Origin of the sequence: Stenotrophomonas sp. (assembly GCF_036662295.1) — a bacterium.
Taxonomy (GTDB): domain Bacteria; phylum Pseudomonadota; class Gammaproteobacteria; order Xanthomonadales; family Xanthomonadaceae; genus Stenotrophomonas.
This window is the reverse complement of record NZ_JAVWXA010000014.1, coordinates 21,873-39,711: the sequence shown is the minus strand read 5'-3', so window position 1 is coordinate 39,711 and position 17,839 is coordinate 21,873. Positions and strand designations below refer to the sequence as shown.

Below are 17,839 nucleotides of genomic sequence, written 5' to 3'. Positions count from 1 at the left end.
CTGGCCCCACTCCCCCACCGCGGTGGCCGTGCGCGAGGGATGGTTGATGAGCATCAGCGGCAGCGGGGTCAGGCCGCGCAGGTGGGCCAGCGCGGCCAGCATGTCCTGCGGGCTGTCGCGGCTGCCGTCCTGCAGCGGCTCGCCGCGGCTGAAGTCACGCTCGGTGGTGACCAGCTGGTCGCGCTCGTCCGGGCCGGGCGCGATGATCAGCGAAGCGTGCTCGCCCGCAGGCACGTCGAACTCCATGCCGTTGAACTGGATCACGCCGGGCACGTCCACGCGGGCCTGCAACAGGGCCGGATAGGCATGGTCGGCGGTCACTGCCGAATGGCCGGGGCCACCGTGGTCGGTATGCACCATCCAGGCCAGCCCGAAGGCCTGCGCCTGGGCGGCGTTGCGGCTGCGGGTATAGGTGGAATCGCCGCCGCGGATGGGCGTGGGCGGCGTGGTGCTGTGGTCCCAGTCCACGCTCCACTCGCTGTGCACGTGGTGGTCGCCGGCCAGCCATTGGCGGTCGGCGTCGGCGTGGCGGGCGGCATCGGCGGCCAGGGCCGGGCCGGCCGCCAGCAGGGCGGCCAGTAAAGACAGGTGACGCATGGGGGTGTCCTTTCAGTAACAGCCGGTGCGCGCGCGGCCCAGCGGAGCGGCCGCGCGCGCAGGCGAGGCGGGCGATCAGAAGTCGGCGCGCAGGCCCAGGCTGATGCGGCGGCCGGAGGCCTCGTACATGGTCGGGAACGACGGATCCATGGTGTAGCCGCTGGTGATCTCGTTGGTGAGGTTGATGCCCTTCAGGCTCACCTTGATGTTGTCGGTGATCCGGTAGCCGATCGACACGTCCAGCTGGCCATACGCATCGCGCCAGATCGGGTACATGTCATAGCCGATCGATTCGACGTACTTGTCCTTGTGGTTGTACGACACGCGCGCGTCGAAACGGCTGTTCTCGTAGTACGCGGTGAAGTTCCAGGTCTTCTCGGACAGGCCCGGCATCGGCGTGCGGATGCCCAGCGAGGATTCGCCGGCCAGCGAGCTGTCGAGCATGGTGTAGTTGGCGTTGATGCCGAAGCCGTCCAGCACCGGGTGGAACATGCCCAGCGGCAGCTGCGCCACCAGCTCCACGCCATCGACCTGGTAGGCACCCTTGGCGTTGACCGGCTGGTACACGTCGAAGTCGTAGATCCCGTTGAGGCTGCCGTTGGCGTTGTACACCGCCACGTCGGGCACGATGCCGGTGAAGCCGTTGATCACCACCCCGTCGATGTTCTTGCGGAAATACGAGGTGGCCAGCAGCGCGCCGTTGTCCAGGTACTTCTCCAGGCCGATTTCCCACTGCTTGGCGTAGGTCGGCTTCAGCTCGGGGTTGCCATCGGTGAAGCGGAACGAGCTCCAGCTGGCGGTGCGCTTGTAGGCGATGTCGGTCAGCGCCGGGCGCATCATGGTCTTGGAGGCGGCCGCGCGCAGCAGCAGCCCATGGGCCAGCTCGGCGGTAATGTTCATGCTCGGCAGCAGGTCGTCGTAGCTGCCGTCCTTGGACACCGGCGTATCGGTGTAGCCGGTGCTGCCATCGGGCTTCTGGATCGGGTGGTAGCCGAAGGAGGTCACCGCGGTGTCCACGTAGCGCACGCCGGCGTTGGCACTGACCGGCACCGTGCCGATGTCGAAGGCGAAGTCGGCCATCGCATAGAGGCTGGTCACCTTTTCATCCACCTGGTAGTACTGGCCCGGGTCGAACGGGGTCTTGAAGCCGGCATAGCGGAACGCATCGCGCGCATAGCCGTTGGAGACCTGCTGCCAGTCCAGGTCCTTGATGGTGTAGTCGCCGCCGGGCACGATGTCGCTGATCCACTGCAGCGGGCTGTCGGCCAGCGTGCGCTTGTTCACCCAGCTGCTGTCGCCGGCACCGGGACCGGTGATCTTCAGTTCGCCGTACTGGCGCTGCTTGGATTTGTCGGTGTAACGCGCGCCGAACCGCACTCTGTGCAGCGCCGGCAGGAAGGCCAGCTCGAGCATGCGGGTCACGTTGACCTGGGCGGCGTACTTGTCGTCCTTCACCTTCTCCAGCGTGGTCTCGTACGCCTCGAACAGGTACTTGTCCGGCGAGTTGTACATGTCAAAACCATTCGAGGCCGCGCTGGGGAGGGTCTCGCCGCTGCGCCCGGTCCAGCGCGTGCGCGAGGGCGCGTAGGCCACGTGCTTGAGGTTGGAGAAGTCGGTGGTCTTCTCCGCGCCGGAGTAGCCGGCCATCGCATCGATGCTCCAGTCCTCGCCCTTCCAGTCCAGCGCCACGCTGAACTGGCGGTAGTCGGTCTTGTTGATCCGCTCCTTGCTCAGCATTTCGTGCTGGGTGGCGGTGTAGGAGACATCGCGCAGCACCACCATGCCGTAGTCGGCCAGGGTGGTGGCGTCGTACTCGTGGATGGTATCCAGCGTGCTGCGGCTGGAGGCCGAGTAGGCCGCGGCGTCGTACTCGTCCTCGGTGGCGTCATAGCCGCCCAGCATCGCATCGAAGGTCAGGCTGAAGGTGCTGCTGGGCTGGTACTGCAACGAGGCGGTGGCGCCCCACTTGTCCTGTTCGTTGAGGTAGACGCGGTCGCCCACCTTGTCCTGGAACACGATCAGGTTGGTTTCATCGGTGTTGGTGCGGTTGGCCACGATCACCCCGGCATCGCGCGCCAGCACGGCCGCCGCCTGGGTGCCGCGGGTGCCCGAGGCGCCGAGGAAGCGCGACATCGGGCGGAAGTTGATGCCCGAGGTGGCGTCGGTGCGGTTGGTGCGCTTGGCCGTGGAGAAGGACACCAGGCCACCCCAGTCGCCCCAGGTATCGGCGGCGAGGAAGGCAAAGCGTGGGTCCACTTCACCGGAGATGCTGTTGTGCGCGCCTTCGGCCGAGAGCACCAGCTTGCGCTCCTTGTATTCGAACGGGCGCGCGGTGGAGATCTTCACCGAGCCGGCGATGCCGCCCTCCTCGTCCGCGGCGGTCGGCGACTTCTGCACCGTCACCTGCTGCAGGATCTCCGAGGCGAACATGTCGAACTCAACATCGCGCCCGCCGCTGCCCGAGGCGGTGGCCAGGTCGTTGATCGACACCAGCGTGTACTCCGACGGCAGGCCACGCACGTTGACCTTGGTGCCCAGGCCCTTGCTGCGCTCGATGGTCACGCCCGGCACGCGCTGCAGGGCCTCGGCCAGGTTCTGCTCGGGAAAGTCGGCCACGTCGGTGGCCACGATCGAATCGGAAAACCCGATATTGGTGCGCTTGAGGTCCACCGCCTGTTCCAGGCTGCGGCTGTAGCTGCCGGTCACCTGGATGGTTTCCAGGTTCTGCGGCCCGGGGCCGTCGACCGCCTCGGCGGCCAGGGCCGGCGCGCCATCGCTGGCCGCGGCGGGCAACGCGGTCGAGGCCGGCGACGGCGTGGTCGCGTCGGCTTCGATGGTGACGGTGGTGGCGTTGAGGTAGCGGAAGCGCAGCCCGGTGCCGGCCAGCAGCTGGGTCAGCGCCGCCGGCGCGGACAGCCCGGCGGGGATCGCCGGCGTGCGCGGGTTGCCGGCGGCCTGGGCGCTGTAGACGAACTGCAGGCCGGTCTGCCGCGACAGCGCATTGAGGGCCTGGTCCAGCGGCTGCGCGGCGATGGCCTCGCGGGCGACGGGCACGGACTCGGCGGCGGTGGCAGCCGTCGTGACCTGCAGGGCGAGGGCGATCGAGAGGAACAGAGTGCGACGCATCGTGGGATCCAGTCTGGGAAGGAGGAAGGTGCGCGCCGGCGGTTGTGCGCGCTTGCCCTGACTACGACGGGTCACGGTGCGGATCGGGCACCGCTGTTTCGATGAATTTTTTCTGACACTGCCGATGCACGCGCGACGCGGAAACGACACACGCGTGCAACACCGGCGTGCGTGCCCAACACGCGCGCCGCTCAGGGCGCGGCGCGGATCTCGGCCGGCGCGGCTGGATCGCGCAGACGCACCACGATGCCGCCGGGCTGCTCTGCGATCGCCAGCAGCGGCTGCTGCGCCAGGAACACGCGCAGCGAGGCCAGGTCGTGGCCGCGCAGGTTGCCGGTCAGGCGCAGCGCACCGGCCTCGTCGCTGACCTGCAGGCGCTGGCGGTTGAGGCGGTTGAAGCGGTCGGCCACCTCGCGCAGCGGTTCATCGCGGAACACGATGCGGCCCTGCCACCACGCGTGCAGGCTGGCGGCGTCCTCGGTCTCCAGCTGCACGCGCTGGTCGCGATAGTCCACGCGCGCGCCCTGCCCGGCGCCCAGGTCGGCCAGCAGGCGCCCACGCCCACCATCGCCATGCACCTGCACGCGGCCCTCGCTGACCGCCACGCGCGCCTGCTCGCGCTGCAACGACACGTCGAAGGTGGTGCCGATATCGGTGACCTTCAGCCCGGCCGCGTGCACCTCGAACGGCCGGCGCTCCTCGGCCACCACGAAGCTGGCCTGGCCGCGCTCCAGCTCCACCCGCCGGCCCAGCAACGTGTAGCGCACGCGGATATCGCTCTCTGCGTTGAGATGCACCACGGTATGGTCGGGCAGGGTGAACCGGCGCGGCGCGCCGTGGCCGGCGGCATAGTGCTGGGTCTGCGGCCACGCCAGCGTGGCACCGATCCCCAGCGACACCAGCAGCGCGGCGGCCGCTGCCAGCCCCGGCAGATGGCGGCGCTGGCGGGGCCGGGCCGGCGGCGTGGGCGCACGCCGCAGCGGCAGCGCCACCACGTTGTCGGCGGCCGCCGCCGGTGCCGGCGCCGCCACCCATGCCTCCAGATCGACCGGCATCCCGCGCAGCGCCTCGCCCAGGCGGCCGGCCACCTGGCTGACCGCCAGGTACTCGCGCAGGTGGTCCGGCGAGGCCAGCAACCAGCGCATGAAGGCCTGCTGCCGTTCCGGATCGAGCGCGCCCTCGCGCTGCAGTGCATGCCAGTGCGCGGCGGCCAGGGTGAGCGCGGAGGGATGCCGGCTGATCGGGCTCACCATGGCTGCACGCCCGCGCCGACCGCGCGCCGGCAGACCGACAGTCCGCGCACCACGTGTTTCTTGACCATGTGGGTGGACACGCCCAGGCGCTCGGCAATCTGCTTGTAGCTGAGGCCGTCGCGGTACTGCATCACCAGCACGGCCCGGGTGTGTTCGGGCAGGGTCATCAGCAACGCCTGCAGGTTGGCGCTGCGCTGTGCACGCGCGGCGCTGTCCTCCACGCACTCGTCGCTGGCCAGGCCCTGCTCGAGCTGCTCGCAGGCCTCGATCGGCAGCGCGTTCCAGCGCCGCCGCGTGGCCTGCTCGCGGGCCAGGTTGAGCGCCACGGTGAACAGATAGGCCTCCGGGTTGGCGATGTCACCCCCCTGCCCCTCATGCGCGCGCAACAGGCGCAGGTAGGTCTCCTGCACCAGGTCCTCGGCATCCTGGCGCGCGCCGCGCCGCACGAAGAAGCCGCGCAGCACCGGCGCATGCTCGACGAACATGCGCGCCAGGCGCCGTCTTGCGTGTTCGACCACGGCCGTTGCCCCACCCCCTGAAGTGCGGCGCAAGGTAGGCGGCGAAGATGACGGGGTGGTGACGGTGCCGCCACGCGGGGCCCCGCGCACGCACCGGACCGGCTTGACATCGCCGCGGCGCGGGAGGACTATCAATTAACGAATTAGTTAATTACTCGATATGGACCGCATCTTCGAAGCCCTTGCCTCCACCGCCCGCCGGCAGATCCTGGCCTACCTCAACGGCGGCGAGCTGAGCGCGGGCGAACTGGGCGAGCGCTTTGATTTCAGCAAGCCGGCGCTGTCCAGCCACCTGCGCATCCTGGAAGACGCCGGCCTGATCGAACGCGAGAAGCGCGGCCAGTTCGTGTATTTCCGCCAGGTGCCCGACACCCTGGCCAATACGTTGTTCGCCTGGGCCGCCGAGGTCTGCCCGGTGGGCGGCCCGCTGCAGCGCGAAAGCCGGGCGCGTGCGCGCCGCAAGCCCGCCACCTGAACCCGACCGCCGCAGGACAAGGAGATCGTCATGCTCGATACCAGCCGCGTCAGCCGCTCCTTCCCCAGCGTCAGCCTGCCCTCCTGCGGCGGCGGCAGCCCGATCGAAGTGGCCCTGATCGCCCAGCTCGGCATCGGCGCGGGCGACCAGCTGCTGCGCGATGCAGGCCAGCGCCAGGCCGCGCATCCGCGCTTCGTCGATGCGCTGGATGAGCCCTCCGCCCGCCTGGGCGGCATGCACCTGGCGCAGGGCGATGCCTCCTCGCTGTACTCCTTCTCGGTGGGCCGCAACGGCCATCCGTTCCATCGCCACGCCGGCCCGCGCATGTTCACCGCCATCGCCGGCAGCGGTGGCGCGCAGCTGCGCTTCTCCACCGCTTCCGATGCGCAGCTGCAGCAGGACCCGGCCGCGTTCCTGCAGGCGCTGCGTTGCATCGATATCCCGCCGGACTGCCTGTTCACCGTGCGCTTCGGCAGCGGCACCTGGCACCAGTTCGTCTCGCGCCACCCGCGCCATCCGGCCCTGTTCGCGCTGTCCTGCCATGCCAACGAGCGCGACGGCGCCTTGACCGCCCTGCAGCGCGCGCAGATCGAGGCCGACGCCGCCGATATTCCCTCGCTGACCGACACCCTGCCCGAGGCGCTGCAACAGATGCTGGCGCAGACCGACCTGGCGCGTTATCCGGTCGTGACGTTGTCGCTGCGCTCGCCCGGGCAGTCGGCACTGGCCCAGCTATGCGCACGCAGCCGCGACCTGGTCGGCCGGGTCCGCGCCGGCCTGGCGCGGCTGCGTCCGGCGCACGGCTACATCGGTCGCCGCGCGGCGGCCCACCCCGTCTGCGTGCAGCCGGCGGCGCCGGCCGACTCGCTGCTGCGCCAGGCCTGGCCGGACGCCCCGGCCCATGAGGATTACATCAGCGTGGCGTTGCCGGCCAGCCGCGTGGCCGGCACCTCGGCCAGCGCGCTGCTGGAGGCGGTGCTGGAGGGCTTCGTGCTCAACCCGCCGCCCAGCGTGGGCCGGCTGATGGCCGTGCGCAACGTGCTGGTCGCCCCGCTCCACCTGCGGACCTCGCCGCTGGGCTGCCCGGTGTCCTCGCTGTTGTCCGGCGACCGCCGCCACCTGTTCGCGCAGCGCTTCCCCGTGCATGCGCAGGCGTGCAGCGCCGACGGTCGCAGCGCCGAGGTACTGCTGGGTGCCGATGACCGCCACCTGCAGTTCCGCTCGTGCGTGCGCGTGCAGCGGCTGGCCGACGGCACCGCGATCGTCGCACTGGGGTCGCGCGTGCGCACCCGCAACGCATTCGGCCGGTTCTACATGGCCGCCATCGGCCACGTGCACCGCCGCCACGTCAGCCCGGCACTGCTGCGGATGGCGCTCGCCCATGCACTGGCACCGGAGCTGGTGCGCGCCACTGCCGCACCCGGGCCGCTGCCCGCCTCGCCGGCGGCCAGCACGGTCGCGGTCGCCTGAGGCGCACCGCGGCCGCGACCGCCCTGGCTCAGCCTTTCTTCCGCCGCAACGTGATCAGCGTGATCTCCGACGGCACCCCGATGCGCGCGGCAAAACCCGGCCACAGCCCGGCGCCGTTGCTCACGTACAGGGTCATGCCATCGACCGCGTAACGGCCGGAGACATAGCCGCCGTTGGCACGCTTGACCAGTTGGTCCATGCCGATGATGTGCCCGCCGTGGGTGTGGCCGGACAGCTGCAGCGCCACGCCCTGCGCCGCATTCGCGCGCGCGGCGCCGGGCCGGTGGTCTAGCAGGATCACCGGCGCGGCGGGATCGGCACCGGCCAGCGCCGCGTGCAGGTCCGGTGGCGGCAGCCCGTAGTTGCTGGCCACCGGGTCGGTGACCCCGGCGATGGTCAGCGCTGCGCCGTCGCGCCGCACCTGCACGTGGCTGTTGTCCAGCACCTGCATGCCCTGCGCACGGAAGGCCTGCATCCACGCCGCATGCTGGGCGTAGTACTCGTGGTTGCCGGTGATCGCGATCACGCCATCGGGCGCGCGCAACCGGCCCAGCGGGGCGAAGTCGGCCGCGCGCGCCGCCACGGTGCCGTCGATCAGGTCGCCGGTGATCACCACCAGGTCGGGTGCCAGCGCGTTGCTGTTGGCCACCACCTTGGCCACCCAGGCGCCGGTAAGCAGGCGGCTGGCGTGGATGTCGGTCAACTGCAGCACGCGGTAGCCGTCGAACGCGGCCGGCAGGTCATCGATCACCACCTCCACCTGGCGCGTCTGCGGCACGGCCATGCCCTGCCACACACCGTAGGAGGCCAGCAGCAGGGCGAGGCCGAACGCGGCCGGGCGCAGGTAGGCAGCGCGCAGGGCGGTGGTGGCGCGTGGGCAGCGCAGCAGCCGCGCGCCGAGCAGCGCCAGGTCCAGCAGCAGCACCATCAGCGCGCCCAGCAGCAACGTGGTGAAGCCGGTGGCCAGCACCGCGATCGCCGCGGTGGGAATCTCCGGCGAGGCCATCGTGCCGGCGAAACGGGCGACGATGCGGTGGTGCAGCGCCAGCGCCACCACCAGCAATCCCAGCGGCCCGCGGATCGATGTCGACACCCGCAACGGCCAGACCACGCGCCACACCACGTACAACGCAAGCAGCAAACCCACAACACTCAGCACAGGCATTCCAGTTTCAATGGGGGAGACCCGCCGAATCGCCAGCGACGATCTTGCAGTGCACCATCTTTGCCGAATCTGCCCGTCCCTGCCACCGCGAAGGTGTCACACGGGCGGCACACTGCGTCGCGCGGCCGCCCGGCCGGGGTCAATGCGGCGAGGACGGCGTGGGCTCGCCGGCGCTGCCGTCATCCAGGTTCACGCGCGCCAGCGAGGCCATCGCCTGCAGCGGCGCATCCACCTCGTCGGTGGTGGTCAAGGTGAACATCAGCCCGGAGGTTTTTTCGTCCGGCCACGACCACACATACGACACCGACCGCCGCGTCGGCGTGCTCGCCGCCGGACTCGGGGTGGCCCGCGCGGTCATCGGCGCCGGCGCCTTGCCCACCAGGGCGGCAAAGCGCGACTGCAGCTGCTCGCCGTCCATGCGTCGCGCATACACCGCGCACAGGCCGGCGTCGGTGCGCGACACCGCGTACTGGTCGCCGTCCAGCGTGATGGCCCACGCCTTGCCCGGCTTGCCATGCAGGAAGCTCTGCGCCACCGCATCTTCCAGCGGCGCCAGGTTGCGCTCGGCCATCCAGGCCGTCAGGCCCTCGGGCGCGTAGAGGTGGGTCATGCAGGTGTTGCCGAACAACGCGTTGAACGTGTCGGCGGGGACGGCCGGCTGTGCGGACGCCAGCGGCGACAGCAGAACGGCGGCGAGTACGAAAGAAACGTGGCGCATGGTGCTCCTTGCAGGGTGATGACGTCCATGAAGGCGCACAGGCTAGCCGATCACGAGGCGCCTTGCCTGCGACGACCGCCGGCGTGCGGGGTGCTGGAGGGCGTGCGGGTCATCGGCGTCTCCTGCCGGCAGTGGTCTACAGTGCTCGCCGGGCAAGCGGCTGGCCTGCCCCCCCCAGGCCACGAAGCGCGCTTTATCCAGCGGCGCGTCTTCGCGGATGTGCAGGGAGCGGGTGTCGCATTGCCGGGAAGGTTCCGGCGCGGTGGCTGGCTGAACAATGGGAACGGGCCCCGTTGGAAAGCACTTGCAACCAGCCGGCACCCGGCCTATAAATGAGCAAGCACTCACTTACCCATTCTTATGGCCCGCCCGCTCAGCGAACAGAAACACGATGCCATCCTCGATGCCGCCGCCACGCTGGTGGCCGCGCAGGGCATCGGCGCGTCCACGGCGCAGATTGCGCGCGCGGCCAAGGTCGCCGAGGGCACCGTGTTCACCTATTTCCCGACCAAGGACGCGCTGCTCAATGCGCTGTTCGTGCGCCTGGAAACGCGGCTGTCGATGGCGCTGGGCACCCATTTCCCCACTGATGCCGATGGCCACGGCCTGCTGCAGCATGCCTGGAACGCCTTGATCGCCTGGGGCTCGACCTATCCGGTGGACCGCATGGCGCTGCGCCAGCTCAAGGTATCCGAGCGGATCAGCGAGCAGACCCGCGCCGAATGCGCCGGCCTGTTCGGCAGCATGCTGCAGCGGCTGGAGGCCAGCCTGGCCGGGCATATCGACGCCGACCGCCTGCCGTTCTACCTCGGCCGGGTGTTGATCAACCTGCTGGAGACCACGCTGGAAGCGATGGCCGCCGAACCCGAGCGCCGCCAGGCGCTGCAGCAGGCCGGGTTCGACCTGTTCTGGAAAGGCATCCAACGATGAGCCTGTTTTTCCACCCTATAAATGAGTGCGTACGCACTCACAACTTCGAAGGCGCGCCATGAGAGCCCTCCCCCTGCTGGTCGCCGCCTTCTCCCTCACCGTACTTATCGGGATGACCCTGACCGTGCCTATCGCCAACCATGATGCGTCGCCTCAAATGCACGACGGCCACTTCACCAACGTCGCCCCCAAGCCGAAGGAAACCGTCACCGGCACCCTCAAGCTGCTGTGGCAGTTCCTGTTCGACCGCCCGGCCGGCACCACCCCGCCGCAGGCGCCGCCGGTGCGTGCGATCACCCCGGCCGAGCTGGCCAGCGCGCCCGACCACAGCCTGTACCGGCTCGGCCATTCCACCCTGCTGGTCAAACTGCGCGGCGGTTGGTGGCTGACCGACCCGGTGTTCTCCAAGCGTGCCTCGCCGGTGCAGTGGATGGGCCCAAAGCGCTTCCATGCCCCGCCCATCGCCCTGCACGAGCTGCCGCACATCCGCGGCGTGCTGCTCTCCCACGACCACTACGACCATCTCGACCGCGCCACCATCAAGCACCTGGCCAGCCGCGCCGACGTGTTCCTCACCCCATTGGGCGTGGGCGACCGGCTGATCGCCTGGGGCGTGCCGCGCGAGCGCGTGCGCCAGCTGGACTGGTGGCAGGAAACCGAGGTGGACGGCGTGCGCTTTGCGGCCACCCCGGGCCAGCATTTCTCCGGGCGCGGGCTGCGCGATGGCAACCGCACGCTGTGGGCCTCCTGGGTGATCCTGGACCGCGACCTGCGCCTGTTCTTCAGTGGCGACACCGGCTACTTCGATGGCTTCCGGCAGATCGGCGAGCGCTACGGCCCCTTCGATGTCACCTTCATCGAAACCGGCGCCTACGATGCCAAGTGGCCGTTCGTGCACATGCAGCCCGAGCAGACCGTGCAGGCCCACCAGGACCTGCGTGGGCAGTGGCTGGTGCCGATCCACAACGGCACCTTCGACCTGGCCCTGCACCAGTGGGACGAACCGTTCGAACGGGTCAGCGCACTGGCGCGGCAGCGCGGCATTGCGCTGTCCACGCCGGGCATGGGGGAGCGGCTGGACCTGGATGCCCCGCAGCCGGGTACGCCCTGGTGGCGCACGATGCGGGTGCCGGCCGGGTCGGAGGCGCTGGCTCAGGCGGCCCGATAGATCGCCAGGCCCACGACGAGCATCCACACACACACGGCCCACAGGCGGACCTGGTTGAGGGTCAGCAGGCGATCGTCGTCGTTCGGCTCCGGCACCTCCCGCAGGTCGATCGCCGATACTGCCCCCTGCACGTGCCGAGCACCGTCAAAGAAGACGATCCAGCCGCAGAAAACGGTCAGCACCAGCAGGAAAAGCAGCACCATGGCGGAGGTCCTTGTCCGGTAAGCGTCGGGACGCACAGCATAGCGGCGACGGGCGGCGGGGTATCATCGTGACCCTGCACTTGCTTCCGCCCAGGTAATGCCCCTTCCCGCTGTCGACACCTACGCCCTGCCGCTTTCCGAGTCGACGCTGACCGCGTTCCTGGAGGCCGGCACGTTGCCGGTCTCCGCGCTGGAGCAGGCCGGCCTGTTCGCCGCGGCGCTATGCCAGCAGCGCCCGCACCGCGCGGCCGAACTGACCCGGCTGCTGGAACAGGCCTGCGCGCTGTTTGCGGCGCACCCGGACGACGCCGCTGCCCAGTTCGCCACCGTGCGCGCCGCACTGCCGGCCACCGTCGAAGGCTGGCTGCAGGCGATGGCCGCGCAGGGCGTGGTGCTTGCCGCCGAGACGGTGGTGCACGCGTATGTGCTGCGGGCTTCGGAACATTACGCCGCCGAGGACTTCCAGCGCGACAGTCTCGTCACCCTGGAAGCGCACACCATCCATTGGTATCCGGACGCGCCTGAGGATGAAACGGCGTCCGACGTCGACGCCAGCCTGGCGTCCCCGGCCTACATCGCCCGGACCGCCGACTACACGCCCGAGCAGGCGCGCGCCCTGCGCGCCATCGTCGCCAACGATGACGAGCACATCGACCTCGACGCGTACGCCGGTGCCGGCAAAACCCACCTGATCCTGCAACTGCTGGACGGTGCCGCCCGCCGCTACACCTACATCGCGCCGCGCGCCAGCCAGGTGCAGGCGTTCCGCGCCCGGCTGGGGGCCCACCTGCCGGTGCAGATCATTTCGCAGATCGGCTTCGCCAACCAGATCGCTGCGCACGCGTTCCAGCGCGGGCTGCTGGGCTCGGCCTACAAGCCGGCGTTCCAGATCAGCCGCCAGTCGTTCCGCGACATCGCCGCGCGCATCGGCCTGCAGGGCATTGGCGCGTACCCGCCCGCCGCGGCGCTGCGCATCGCGCTGGACGGCATCGCCACCTGGTGCCGCTCCATCGCTCCGCGACTGGAACCCCGCCACTTCGTGCGCAGCGTGCCGCACGCGATGATCGACGGCGCCCCGTACGTAGCCGCCGCCGAACACGTGTGGCGCTGCATGTTCGACCCGAAGATCCAGAAGGACGCCGTGCTCAGCCTCAACGTGGACCATCTGGGCAAATGGCTGGCCCTGCACGACGCGCCCATTCCGGACAGCGCCGGCACCCTGCTCATCGACGAAGCGCACGACCTCAGCCCGGCCTGGAAGGCGCTGCTGGCTCGTTACACCGGCTCGGTCATCAGCCTGGGCGATCCCAACCAGCGGCTGGTCGGTCATGCGCCACGCTTCGCCACCGGGATGAAGCTGGAAATCGCGCAGTCCGTGCGCCAAGGGCGGCTCGTCGAACGCCTGGTCAACGACACCCTCGCGCTGGACAGCACCGCGCTGTTCGAAGCACCGTTCAGTGGAGCCACCGAGCAGCCCACCGTGACCTCCATCTACCGCGACTGGAGCGAAGTGCCGCCCACCGCAACGCGCGTGTTCGGCAGCGCATGGCGACTGCTGGAAGAGGCGCAGCGATTGTCCGCTGCCGGTGCGCCGCTGGGCATCCACCCGGACACGCTGCGCAGCCTGGATCGTGAGGTCACGCGCGGGGCCGAAGCCTATCGCGAGCTCACCGCGCACGGCGGCAGCAGCCGAGGCTGGGAAGCGCTGCTCGCAGCGTGCGAAGAGCAGCAGGTGGGCCAGATCCCGCGCATGTTCATGCGCGGCTACAACCGCGACCATTTCATCGAGCTGGGTCAACGCCTGCAGCCGTTTACCGAAGCGACGCTCCAGCTGGTGCTGGTCGAGCACACGAAAAACAGCGAGTACGCGCAGGTGGCGATGGCCACATGCTGCTTCCGCACCGGCTTCGCGCGCGCGTATGCCCACAATCCGGTGCGTGCGGCCTACACGGCGATGACCCGCGCTACCCGACAGCTGTGGCTGCCCGAAGGTGCGTTGGAGGCATTGGCCGAAAGCCAGAACCGCTACCGGGCGCGGCAGGAAGCGCAACGACGCGGGCGCATGGCCCGGCCGCGGCCTTTGGGGTGAACGCAGCCGCGGTCCAATGCGGCCGCGTCAACTTCACTAGCCAAGCGCTTACCTTCCCGGGGAATCGGGACCAGATCCCACCGTCGCACCCACTTCAAGGTCAAGCCCCCCGTTGTCTGCACGGTGTCGCCTATACGCCTGGTCCAGCGACCGTTGCGTTGACGAGCAGCGCCGGCATGGCGCACGCGTGGTGTGGTTCGACCGTCTTAGGCTTCCGATACAGCGTTGAACGCGCGATTGGCACTCGCCATGCGGAGCAGAAGAGAGGCCGTTGCTCAACCTTCCTGCCGACGACGGGCGAACCAAACGCCGATGAACGCACCCAGCATGCTGGAGGCGATCGTCAGCAGAATCCGAGTCGAGTTCACTCCCAGCAGATAAAGCAGGCTCTCACCCGACGCAGCACCCACCATGCGAATCGCCAGAGCAAAACCGGACAGATAAACAAGCGTAACGGCCACGACGAACCCATACCGCTTTGAAACCAATCCGCCTGCCAACGAAAACACCATTGACGAGATGACCACCGCGACATCATTGCGATCAAACATGAAGCCACTCGAAGCGGACGCGGCAACGCCGCCGAAGTAGGCCGCAGCCAACATGAGACCGAGGGTTAGACAAAATGCAGAAACCTGACGAATCATGGACGCCACTCCCAAGCTGGAACATAGACGCAACCGGTAAACCTGCGAACCACACATATTTCGACTGTCACGCGTCCCCCTCCCCACCAGGCCGTCGCGCCCGCCGACCTGATCATCGCGATCCGCACCGACTACCGCCGCGGCAAGATGACCCGGCGCTAGCGCCGCCCACGCTGTGGGCGGGCAGGCTCAGATCCAGCGCTGGTCCAGCAACTCGCGCTTGATATAGGCATAGAACACCGGCGCGGCCACCAGCCCGGGCAGGCCGAAGGCCGCTTCCATCACCAGCATCGCCAGCAGCAGCTCCCAGGCCCGCGCCTGGATCTCCCCGCCCACGATGCGCGCGTTGAGGAAGTACTCCAGCTTGTGGATCACCACCAGGTACAGCAGCGCGGCCACCGCCACGTAGAACGACACCGACAGCGCCACGATGGTGATGATGGTGTTGGAGATGATGTTGCCCACCACCGGCAGCAGCCCGGCCAGGAACGTGATCAGCACCAGCGTCTTGGACAGGGGCACGTGCACCCCGAACAGCGGCAGCACGCCCAGCAGGAAGATCGCGGTGAACAGCGTGTTGAGCAGGGAAATCTTGACCTGCGCGAACACCACCTGGCGGAACGCAGTGGCCAGCCGCGTGGTGCGGCCGATCAGTTCCTGCGCCAGCGGCCCCATCTGCGGCAGCGGCAGTTCGTCGTACAGCGCGATCATCGCGCCCAGCACCATGCCGATCAGCACCCGCACGCTCACCTGCACCACCGAGGTGCCGGCCACGCCCAGCTGCCGCTGGTGTTCGGCGGCCCAGTCGTTCACTGCCGCGCGCAGGGCGGTCAGGTCTTCGGGAATGTAAGGCTGCAGCAGTGCCGGCACCTGGTGGCGCGAGGTATTGAGGATGTCCATCAGGCGCGCCAGCAGCACGTCCGGGCCGCCGGTCTCGTTACGGAAGAACGCCGCCACGCCGATACCGGCCAACACCAGCAGGCCGATGATGACCGCCGCCAGCACGATCACCGCGATGGCGCGCGCCCGCCCGGGCCGCAGCCGCCCTTCCACCACCGATGCCAGCACGTGGGTGAGCTGGAACACCAGCAGGCCCGACAGCAGCGTGACCACCAGGCCCAGCTTCAACGCCAGCCACATGCCCAGCAGCATCAGCAGCCAGGCGGCGATGCGGGCGGTGGGCGGCTTGGGCAGGGCGGGAATCACGAGGGACATGGCGGTGCATCCGGAGGCGGACGCCCATGGTAGTGGATGCCCGTGGCAGGCAAGTGAGCCGCCCGCTGCCGCCGCGATGCGCGCGCCCCCGCCTTCAGCTGCGGCTCGGCGCCGCCGTCGAGCCCCGCACCATCAGGCTGAACGCCAGCGTCTGCTGCAGCGGCACGTCGACACGCTCGATGATGGCAAGCAGCAGATTGACCGCCCGGGCACCGATGTCCCGCATGGGCTGCCGGATGGTCGTCAATGGCGGGGTGAGGTAACGCGACGAGGCCAGGTCGTCGAAGCCGACGACGGACAGGTCATCGGGCACGCCGATGCCCCGGTCCCGACAGGCCGCCAGCACGCCCAGCGCCATCTGGTCGCTGAAGCAGAACACCGCGCTCGGCACCGTCGCGCCGCCCAGCAGCGCCATCCCGGCCGCATGACCGGATTCCACCGAGAAGTCACCCGGGACAACGCTCAGGTGACGCAGGCGACCGCGCGCCTTGCCCGCCGCCCGCACTCCCTCCAGGCGCTGCTGGTGCAGGGGATTGTCCGGCGGCCCGCCGACCACGGCGATGCGTTCGTGACCCAGCCCGTACAGGTGGTCCATCACCGCGCGCGCGGCGGCCGCGTTGTCGATGTGGACGCTGGGGATGCCCAGCGCCGGATCGAACTCGCAACCGTTCACCACCGGCGCGGCAATGCCGTGCTGCCGGACGATGTCGCGTGCCGTGGGCGGCAGGCGATGCCCCAGCACGATCAGGCCGTCGGCCTCGTTGCGCCGGAGCATCTGCGCATAGCGCTCCTCCCGCTCGGGCAGGTGCTGGGTATCGCCCAGCAGCACGGCATAACCCACGGCCTGCGCCGCGTCCTCGGCGCCCTGCAGGATCTGGGCGAAGAACGGATTGGCGATGTCCGGCACGGTGACCAGGATCTTGCCGCTGCGCTGGGTCTTGAGCGTCCTGGCGACCGTGTTGGGCACATACCCCAGCGCGGCGGCGGCCTGCTCGATGCGCGCGCGCGTGGCGGGCAGCACTTTCTCCGGCCGCGACAGTGCCCGCGATACCGTGCCGGCCGAGACGCCAACGTGCTTTGCAATGTCGTAGATGGTGGCCATGGCGTTACGTTCTTCTTTCCGCTGTGCGCTGCACAACGGTTCTGCGGGAGGGGCGTGCTAGGGTAATGCAATCGATTGCATCGGGGCGAATCATCTTGAAGACGCTCAAGGGTCCAGCGCTGTTCCTGGCGCAGTTCATTGGCGACACACCTCCCTTTGATCGGCTGGACACACTGGCCGGCTGGGCTGCGGGCCTGGGGTATTCTGGCGTACAAGTACCCACCAGCGCGCCCCATCTGTTCGACCTGGCCGAAGCAGCGCGCAGCCAGGCGTACTGCGACGACATCGCCGGCACGCTCGCCGGGCACGGGCTGCAGATCACCGAGCTGTCCACCCATCTGCAAGGCCAGCTGGTCGCCGTCCACCCCGCCTACGACACCCTGTTCGACGGCTTCGCGCCGCCGGACACGCGTGGCGATCCGGCGGCCCGCCAGGCCTGGGCGGTGCAGCAGTTGCTGCTGGCCGCCAAGGCCAGCCAGCGCCTGGGGCTCACCGCCCACGCCACGTTCTCCGGCGCGCTCGCCTGGCCTTACCTCTACCCTTGGCCGCAGCGCCCGCCGGGGCTGGTGGATGCAGCATTCGCCGAACTCGGCCGCCGCTGGCGCCCCATCCTGGATGCCTTCGACGCCTGCGGAGTGGACCTGTGCTTCGAAATCCATCCGGGCGAAGACCTGCACGATGGCGCGACCTTCGAGCGCTTCCTCGACGTGGTGGACCACCACCCCCGCGCCAAAATCCTGTACGACCCCAGCCACCTGCTGCTGCAGCAGATGGACTACCTGGGCTTCATCGACCGCTATCACGCGCGCATCGGCATCTTCCACGTCAAGGACGCGGAGTACCACGCCAGCGCGCGCAGTGGCGTTTATGGCGGCTACCAGGACTGGATCGATCGTCCGGGCCGGTTCCGTTCGCTCGGCGATGGCCAGATCGACTTCAAGGCGATCTTCTCCAAGTTCGCGCAGTACGACTTCCCGGGCTGGGCGGTGCTGGAGTGGGAGTGCTGCCTGAAGCACCCCGAAGATGGCGCACGGGAGGGTGCCGCGTTCATCGCCGACCACATCATCCGCGTCACCGAGCGTGCCTTCGACGACTTCGCCGACAGCGGCACGGACCCGCACTCACTGCACCGCATGCTGGGAATCTGAGTCATTACCGCCCCG

The 17,839-nt window shown here is 69.2% G+C and carries 15 protein-coding genes and 1 pseudogene; 6 read left to right on the top strand and 10 right to left on the bottom strand.

Features of this window, described 5'->3' with window-relative positions; genetic code table 11:
* From RSA25_RS04630 to RSA25_RS04615, 4 genes and pseudogenes are all read right to left on the bottom strand, one after another.
* Window positions 1-597: pseudogene (locus tag RSA25_RS04630) on the bottom strand (hypothetical protein); the annotation flags it as partial.
* A 75-nt stretch (window positions 598-672) separates the two neighbouring features.
* On the bottom strand, window positions 673-3,723 hold the full coding sequence (locus tag RSA25_RS04625; protein WP_332807730.1) for a TonB-dependent receptor: 3,051 nt from the start codon (window positions 3,721-3,723) through the stop codon (window positions 673-675).
* 191 nt (window positions 3,724-3,914) lie between these two features.
* Window positions 3,915-4,964, bottom strand: a complete 1,050-nt coding sequence (locus RSA25_RS04620) for a FecR domain-containing protein (protein WP_332807748.1) — start codon at window positions 4,962-4,964, stop codon at window positions 3,915-3,917.
* A 5-nt stretch (window positions 4,965-4,969) separates the two neighbouring features.
* Complete coding sequence (locus tag RSA25_RS04615) at window positions 4,970-5,494, bottom strand: sigma-70 family RNA polymerase sigma factor (protein WP_332807729.1); 525 nt, start codon at window positions 5,492-5,494, stop codon at window positions 4,970-4,972.
* A gap of 160 nt (window positions 5,495-5,654) precedes the next feature.
* Here RSA25_RS04615 and RSA25_RS04610 point away from each other — a divergent pair, with 160 nt between their 5' ends.
* Both RSA25_RS04610 and RSA25_RS04605 read left to right on the top strand, forming a co-directional pair.
* A complete protein-coding gene (locus RSA25_RS04610; RefSeq protein ID WP_332807728.1) occupies window positions 5,655-5,969 on the top strand; it encodes a metalloregulator ArsR/SmtB family transcription factor in 315 nt (104 codons plus the stop codon).
* Window positions 5,970-5,999: 30 nt separating this feature from the next.
* Complete coding sequence (locus RSA25_RS04605; RefSeq protein ID WP_332807727.1) at window positions 6,000-7,439, top strand: DUF2867 domain-containing protein; 1,440 nt, start codon at window positions 6,000-6,002, stop codon at window positions 7,437-7,439.
* A gap of 28 nt (window positions 7,440-7,467) precedes the next feature.
* On the opposite strand, the gene RSA25_RS04600 is transcribed toward RSA25_RS04605, so the two are convergent.
* Window positions 7,468-8,604: a metallophosphoesterase gene (locus RSA25_RS04600; protein WP_332807726.1), complete on the bottom strand. Its 1,137-nt coding sequence runs from the start codon at window positions 8,602-8,604 to the stop codon at window positions 7,468-7,470.
* Window positions 8,605-8,743: 139 nt separating this feature from the next.
* Window positions 8,744-9,322: a hypothetical protein gene (locus RSA25_RS04595; protein ID WP_332807725.1), complete on the bottom strand. Its 579-nt coding sequence runs from the start codon at window positions 9,320-9,322 to the stop codon at window positions 8,744-8,746.
* Between the two features lie 360 nt (window positions 9,323-9,682).
* Between RSA25_RS04595 and RSA25_RS04590 the strand changes: the two genes are divergently transcribed.
* Both RSA25_RS04590 and RSA25_RS04585 read left to right on the top strand, forming a co-directional pair.
* The gene (locus RSA25_RS04590) at window positions 9,683-10,252 is read left to right on the top strand and encodes a TetR/AcrR family transcriptional regulator (RefSeq protein ID WP_332807724.1); all 570 of its coding nucleotides are present in this window, start codon (window positions 9,683-9,685) and stop codon (window positions 10,250-10,252) included.
* A 112-nt stretch (window positions 10,253-10,364) separates the two neighbouring features.
* On the top strand, window positions 10,365-11,420 hold the full coding sequence (locus RSA25_RS04585) for an MBL fold metallo-hydrolase (RefSeq protein WP_332807747.1): 1,056 nt from the start codon (window positions 10,365-10,367) through the stop codon (window positions 11,418-11,420).
* On the opposite strand, the gene RSA25_RS04580 is transcribed toward RSA25_RS04585, so the two are convergent.
* Window positions 11,405-11,623, bottom strand: a complete 219-nt coding sequence (locus RSA25_RS04580) for a hypothetical protein (protein ID WP_332807723.1) — start codon at window positions 11,621-11,623, stop codon at window positions 11,405-11,407. The genes RSA25_RS04585 and RSA25_RS04580 overlap by 16 nt on opposite strands.
* Before the next feature lie 97 nt (window positions 11,624-11,720).
* Here RSA25_RS04580 and RSA25_RS04575 point away from each other — a divergent pair, with 97 nt between their 5' ends.
* Window positions 11,721-13,712, top strand: a complete 1,992-nt coding sequence (locus RSA25_RS04575; protein WP_332807722.1) for a hypothetical protein — start codon at window positions 11,721-11,723, stop codon at window positions 13,710-13,712.
* 275 nt (window positions 13,713-13,987) lie between these two features.
* On the opposite strand, the gene RSA25_RS04570 is transcribed toward RSA25_RS04575, so the two are convergent.
* From RSA25_RS04570 to RSA25_RS04560, 3 genes are all read right to left on the bottom strand, one after another.
* On the bottom strand, window positions 13,988-14,359 hold the full coding sequence (locus RSA25_RS04570) for a hypothetical protein (protein ID WP_332807721.1): 372 nt from the start codon (window positions 14,357-14,359) through the stop codon (window positions 13,988-13,990).
* 189 nt (window positions 14,360-14,548) lie between these two features.
* The gene (locus RSA25_RS04565) at window positions 14,549-15,574 is read right to left on the bottom strand and encodes an AI-2E family transporter (protein WP_332807720.1); all 1,026 of its coding nucleotides are present in this window, start codon (window positions 15,572-15,574) and stop codon (window positions 14,549-14,551) included.
* 94 nt (window positions 15,575-15,668) lie between these two features.
* Complete coding sequence (locus tag RSA25_RS04560; protein ID WP_332807719.1) at window positions 15,669-16,676, bottom strand: LacI family DNA-binding transcriptional regulator; 1,008 nt, start codon at window positions 16,674-16,676, stop codon at window positions 15,669-15,671.
* 95 nt (window positions 16,677-16,771) lie between these two features.
* Between RSA25_RS04560 and RSA25_RS04555 the strand changes: the two genes are divergently transcribed.
* Complete coding sequence (locus RSA25_RS04555; protein ID WP_332807718.1) at window positions 16,772-17,824, top strand: sugar phosphate isomerase/epimerase family protein; 1,053 nt, start codon at window positions 16,772-16,774, stop codon at window positions 17,822-17,824.
* Window positions 17,825-17,839: the final 15 nt, after the last annotated feature.

Excerpts from the sequence above, each read along its gene's own strand:
- RSA25_RS04625 (WP_332807730.1), bottom strand. The coding sequence starts at position 3,723 with ATGCGTCGCACTCTGTTCCTCTCGATCGCCCTCGCCCTGCAGGTCACG.
- RSA25_RS04610 (WP_332807728.1), top strand. The coding sequence starts at position 5,655 with ATGGACCGCATCTTCGAAGCCCTTGCCTCCACCGCCCGCCGGCAGATC.
- RSA25_RS04605 (WP_332807727.1), top strand. The coding sequence starts at position 6,000 with ATGCTCGATACCAGCCGCGTCAGCCGCTCCTTCCCCAGCGTCAGCCTG.
- RSA25_RS04600 (WP_332807726.1), bottom strand. The coding sequence starts at position 8,604 with ATGCCTGTGCTGAGTGTTGTGGGTTTGCTGCTTGCGTTGTACGTGGTG.
- RSA25_RS04595 (WP_332807725.1), bottom strand. The coding sequence starts at position 9,322 with ATGCGCCACGTTTCTTTCGTACTCGCCGCCGTTCTGCTGTCGCCGCTG.
- RSA25_RS04590 (WP_332807724.1), top strand. The coding sequence starts at position 9,683 with ATGGCCCGCCCGCTCAGCGAACAGAAACACGATGCCATCCTCGATGCC.
- RSA25_RS04585 (WP_332807747.1), top strand. The coding sequence starts at position 10,365 with ATGACCCTGACCGTGCCTATCGCCAACCATGATGCGTCGCCTCAAATG.
- RSA25_RS04580 (WP_332807723.1), bottom strand. The coding sequence starts at position 11,623 with ATGGTGCTGCTTTTCCTGCTGGTGCTGACCGTTTTCTGCGGCTGGATC.
- RSA25_RS04575 (WP_332807722.1), top strand. The coding sequence starts at position 11,721 with ATGCCCCTTCCCGCTGTCGACACCTACGCCCTGCCGCTTTCCGAGTCG.
- RSA25_RS04570 (WP_332807721.1), bottom strand. The coding sequence starts at position 14,359 with ATGATTCGTCAGGTTTCTGCATTTTGTCTAACCCTCGGTCTCATGTTG.
- RSA25_RS04565 (WP_332807720.1), bottom strand. The coding sequence starts at position 15,574 with ATGTCCCTCGTGATTCCCGCCCTGCCCAAGCCGCCCACCGCCCGCATC.
- RSA25_RS04560 (WP_332807719.1), bottom strand. The coding sequence starts at position 16,676 with ATGGCCACCATCTACGACATTGCAAAGCACGTTGGCGTCTCGGCCGGC.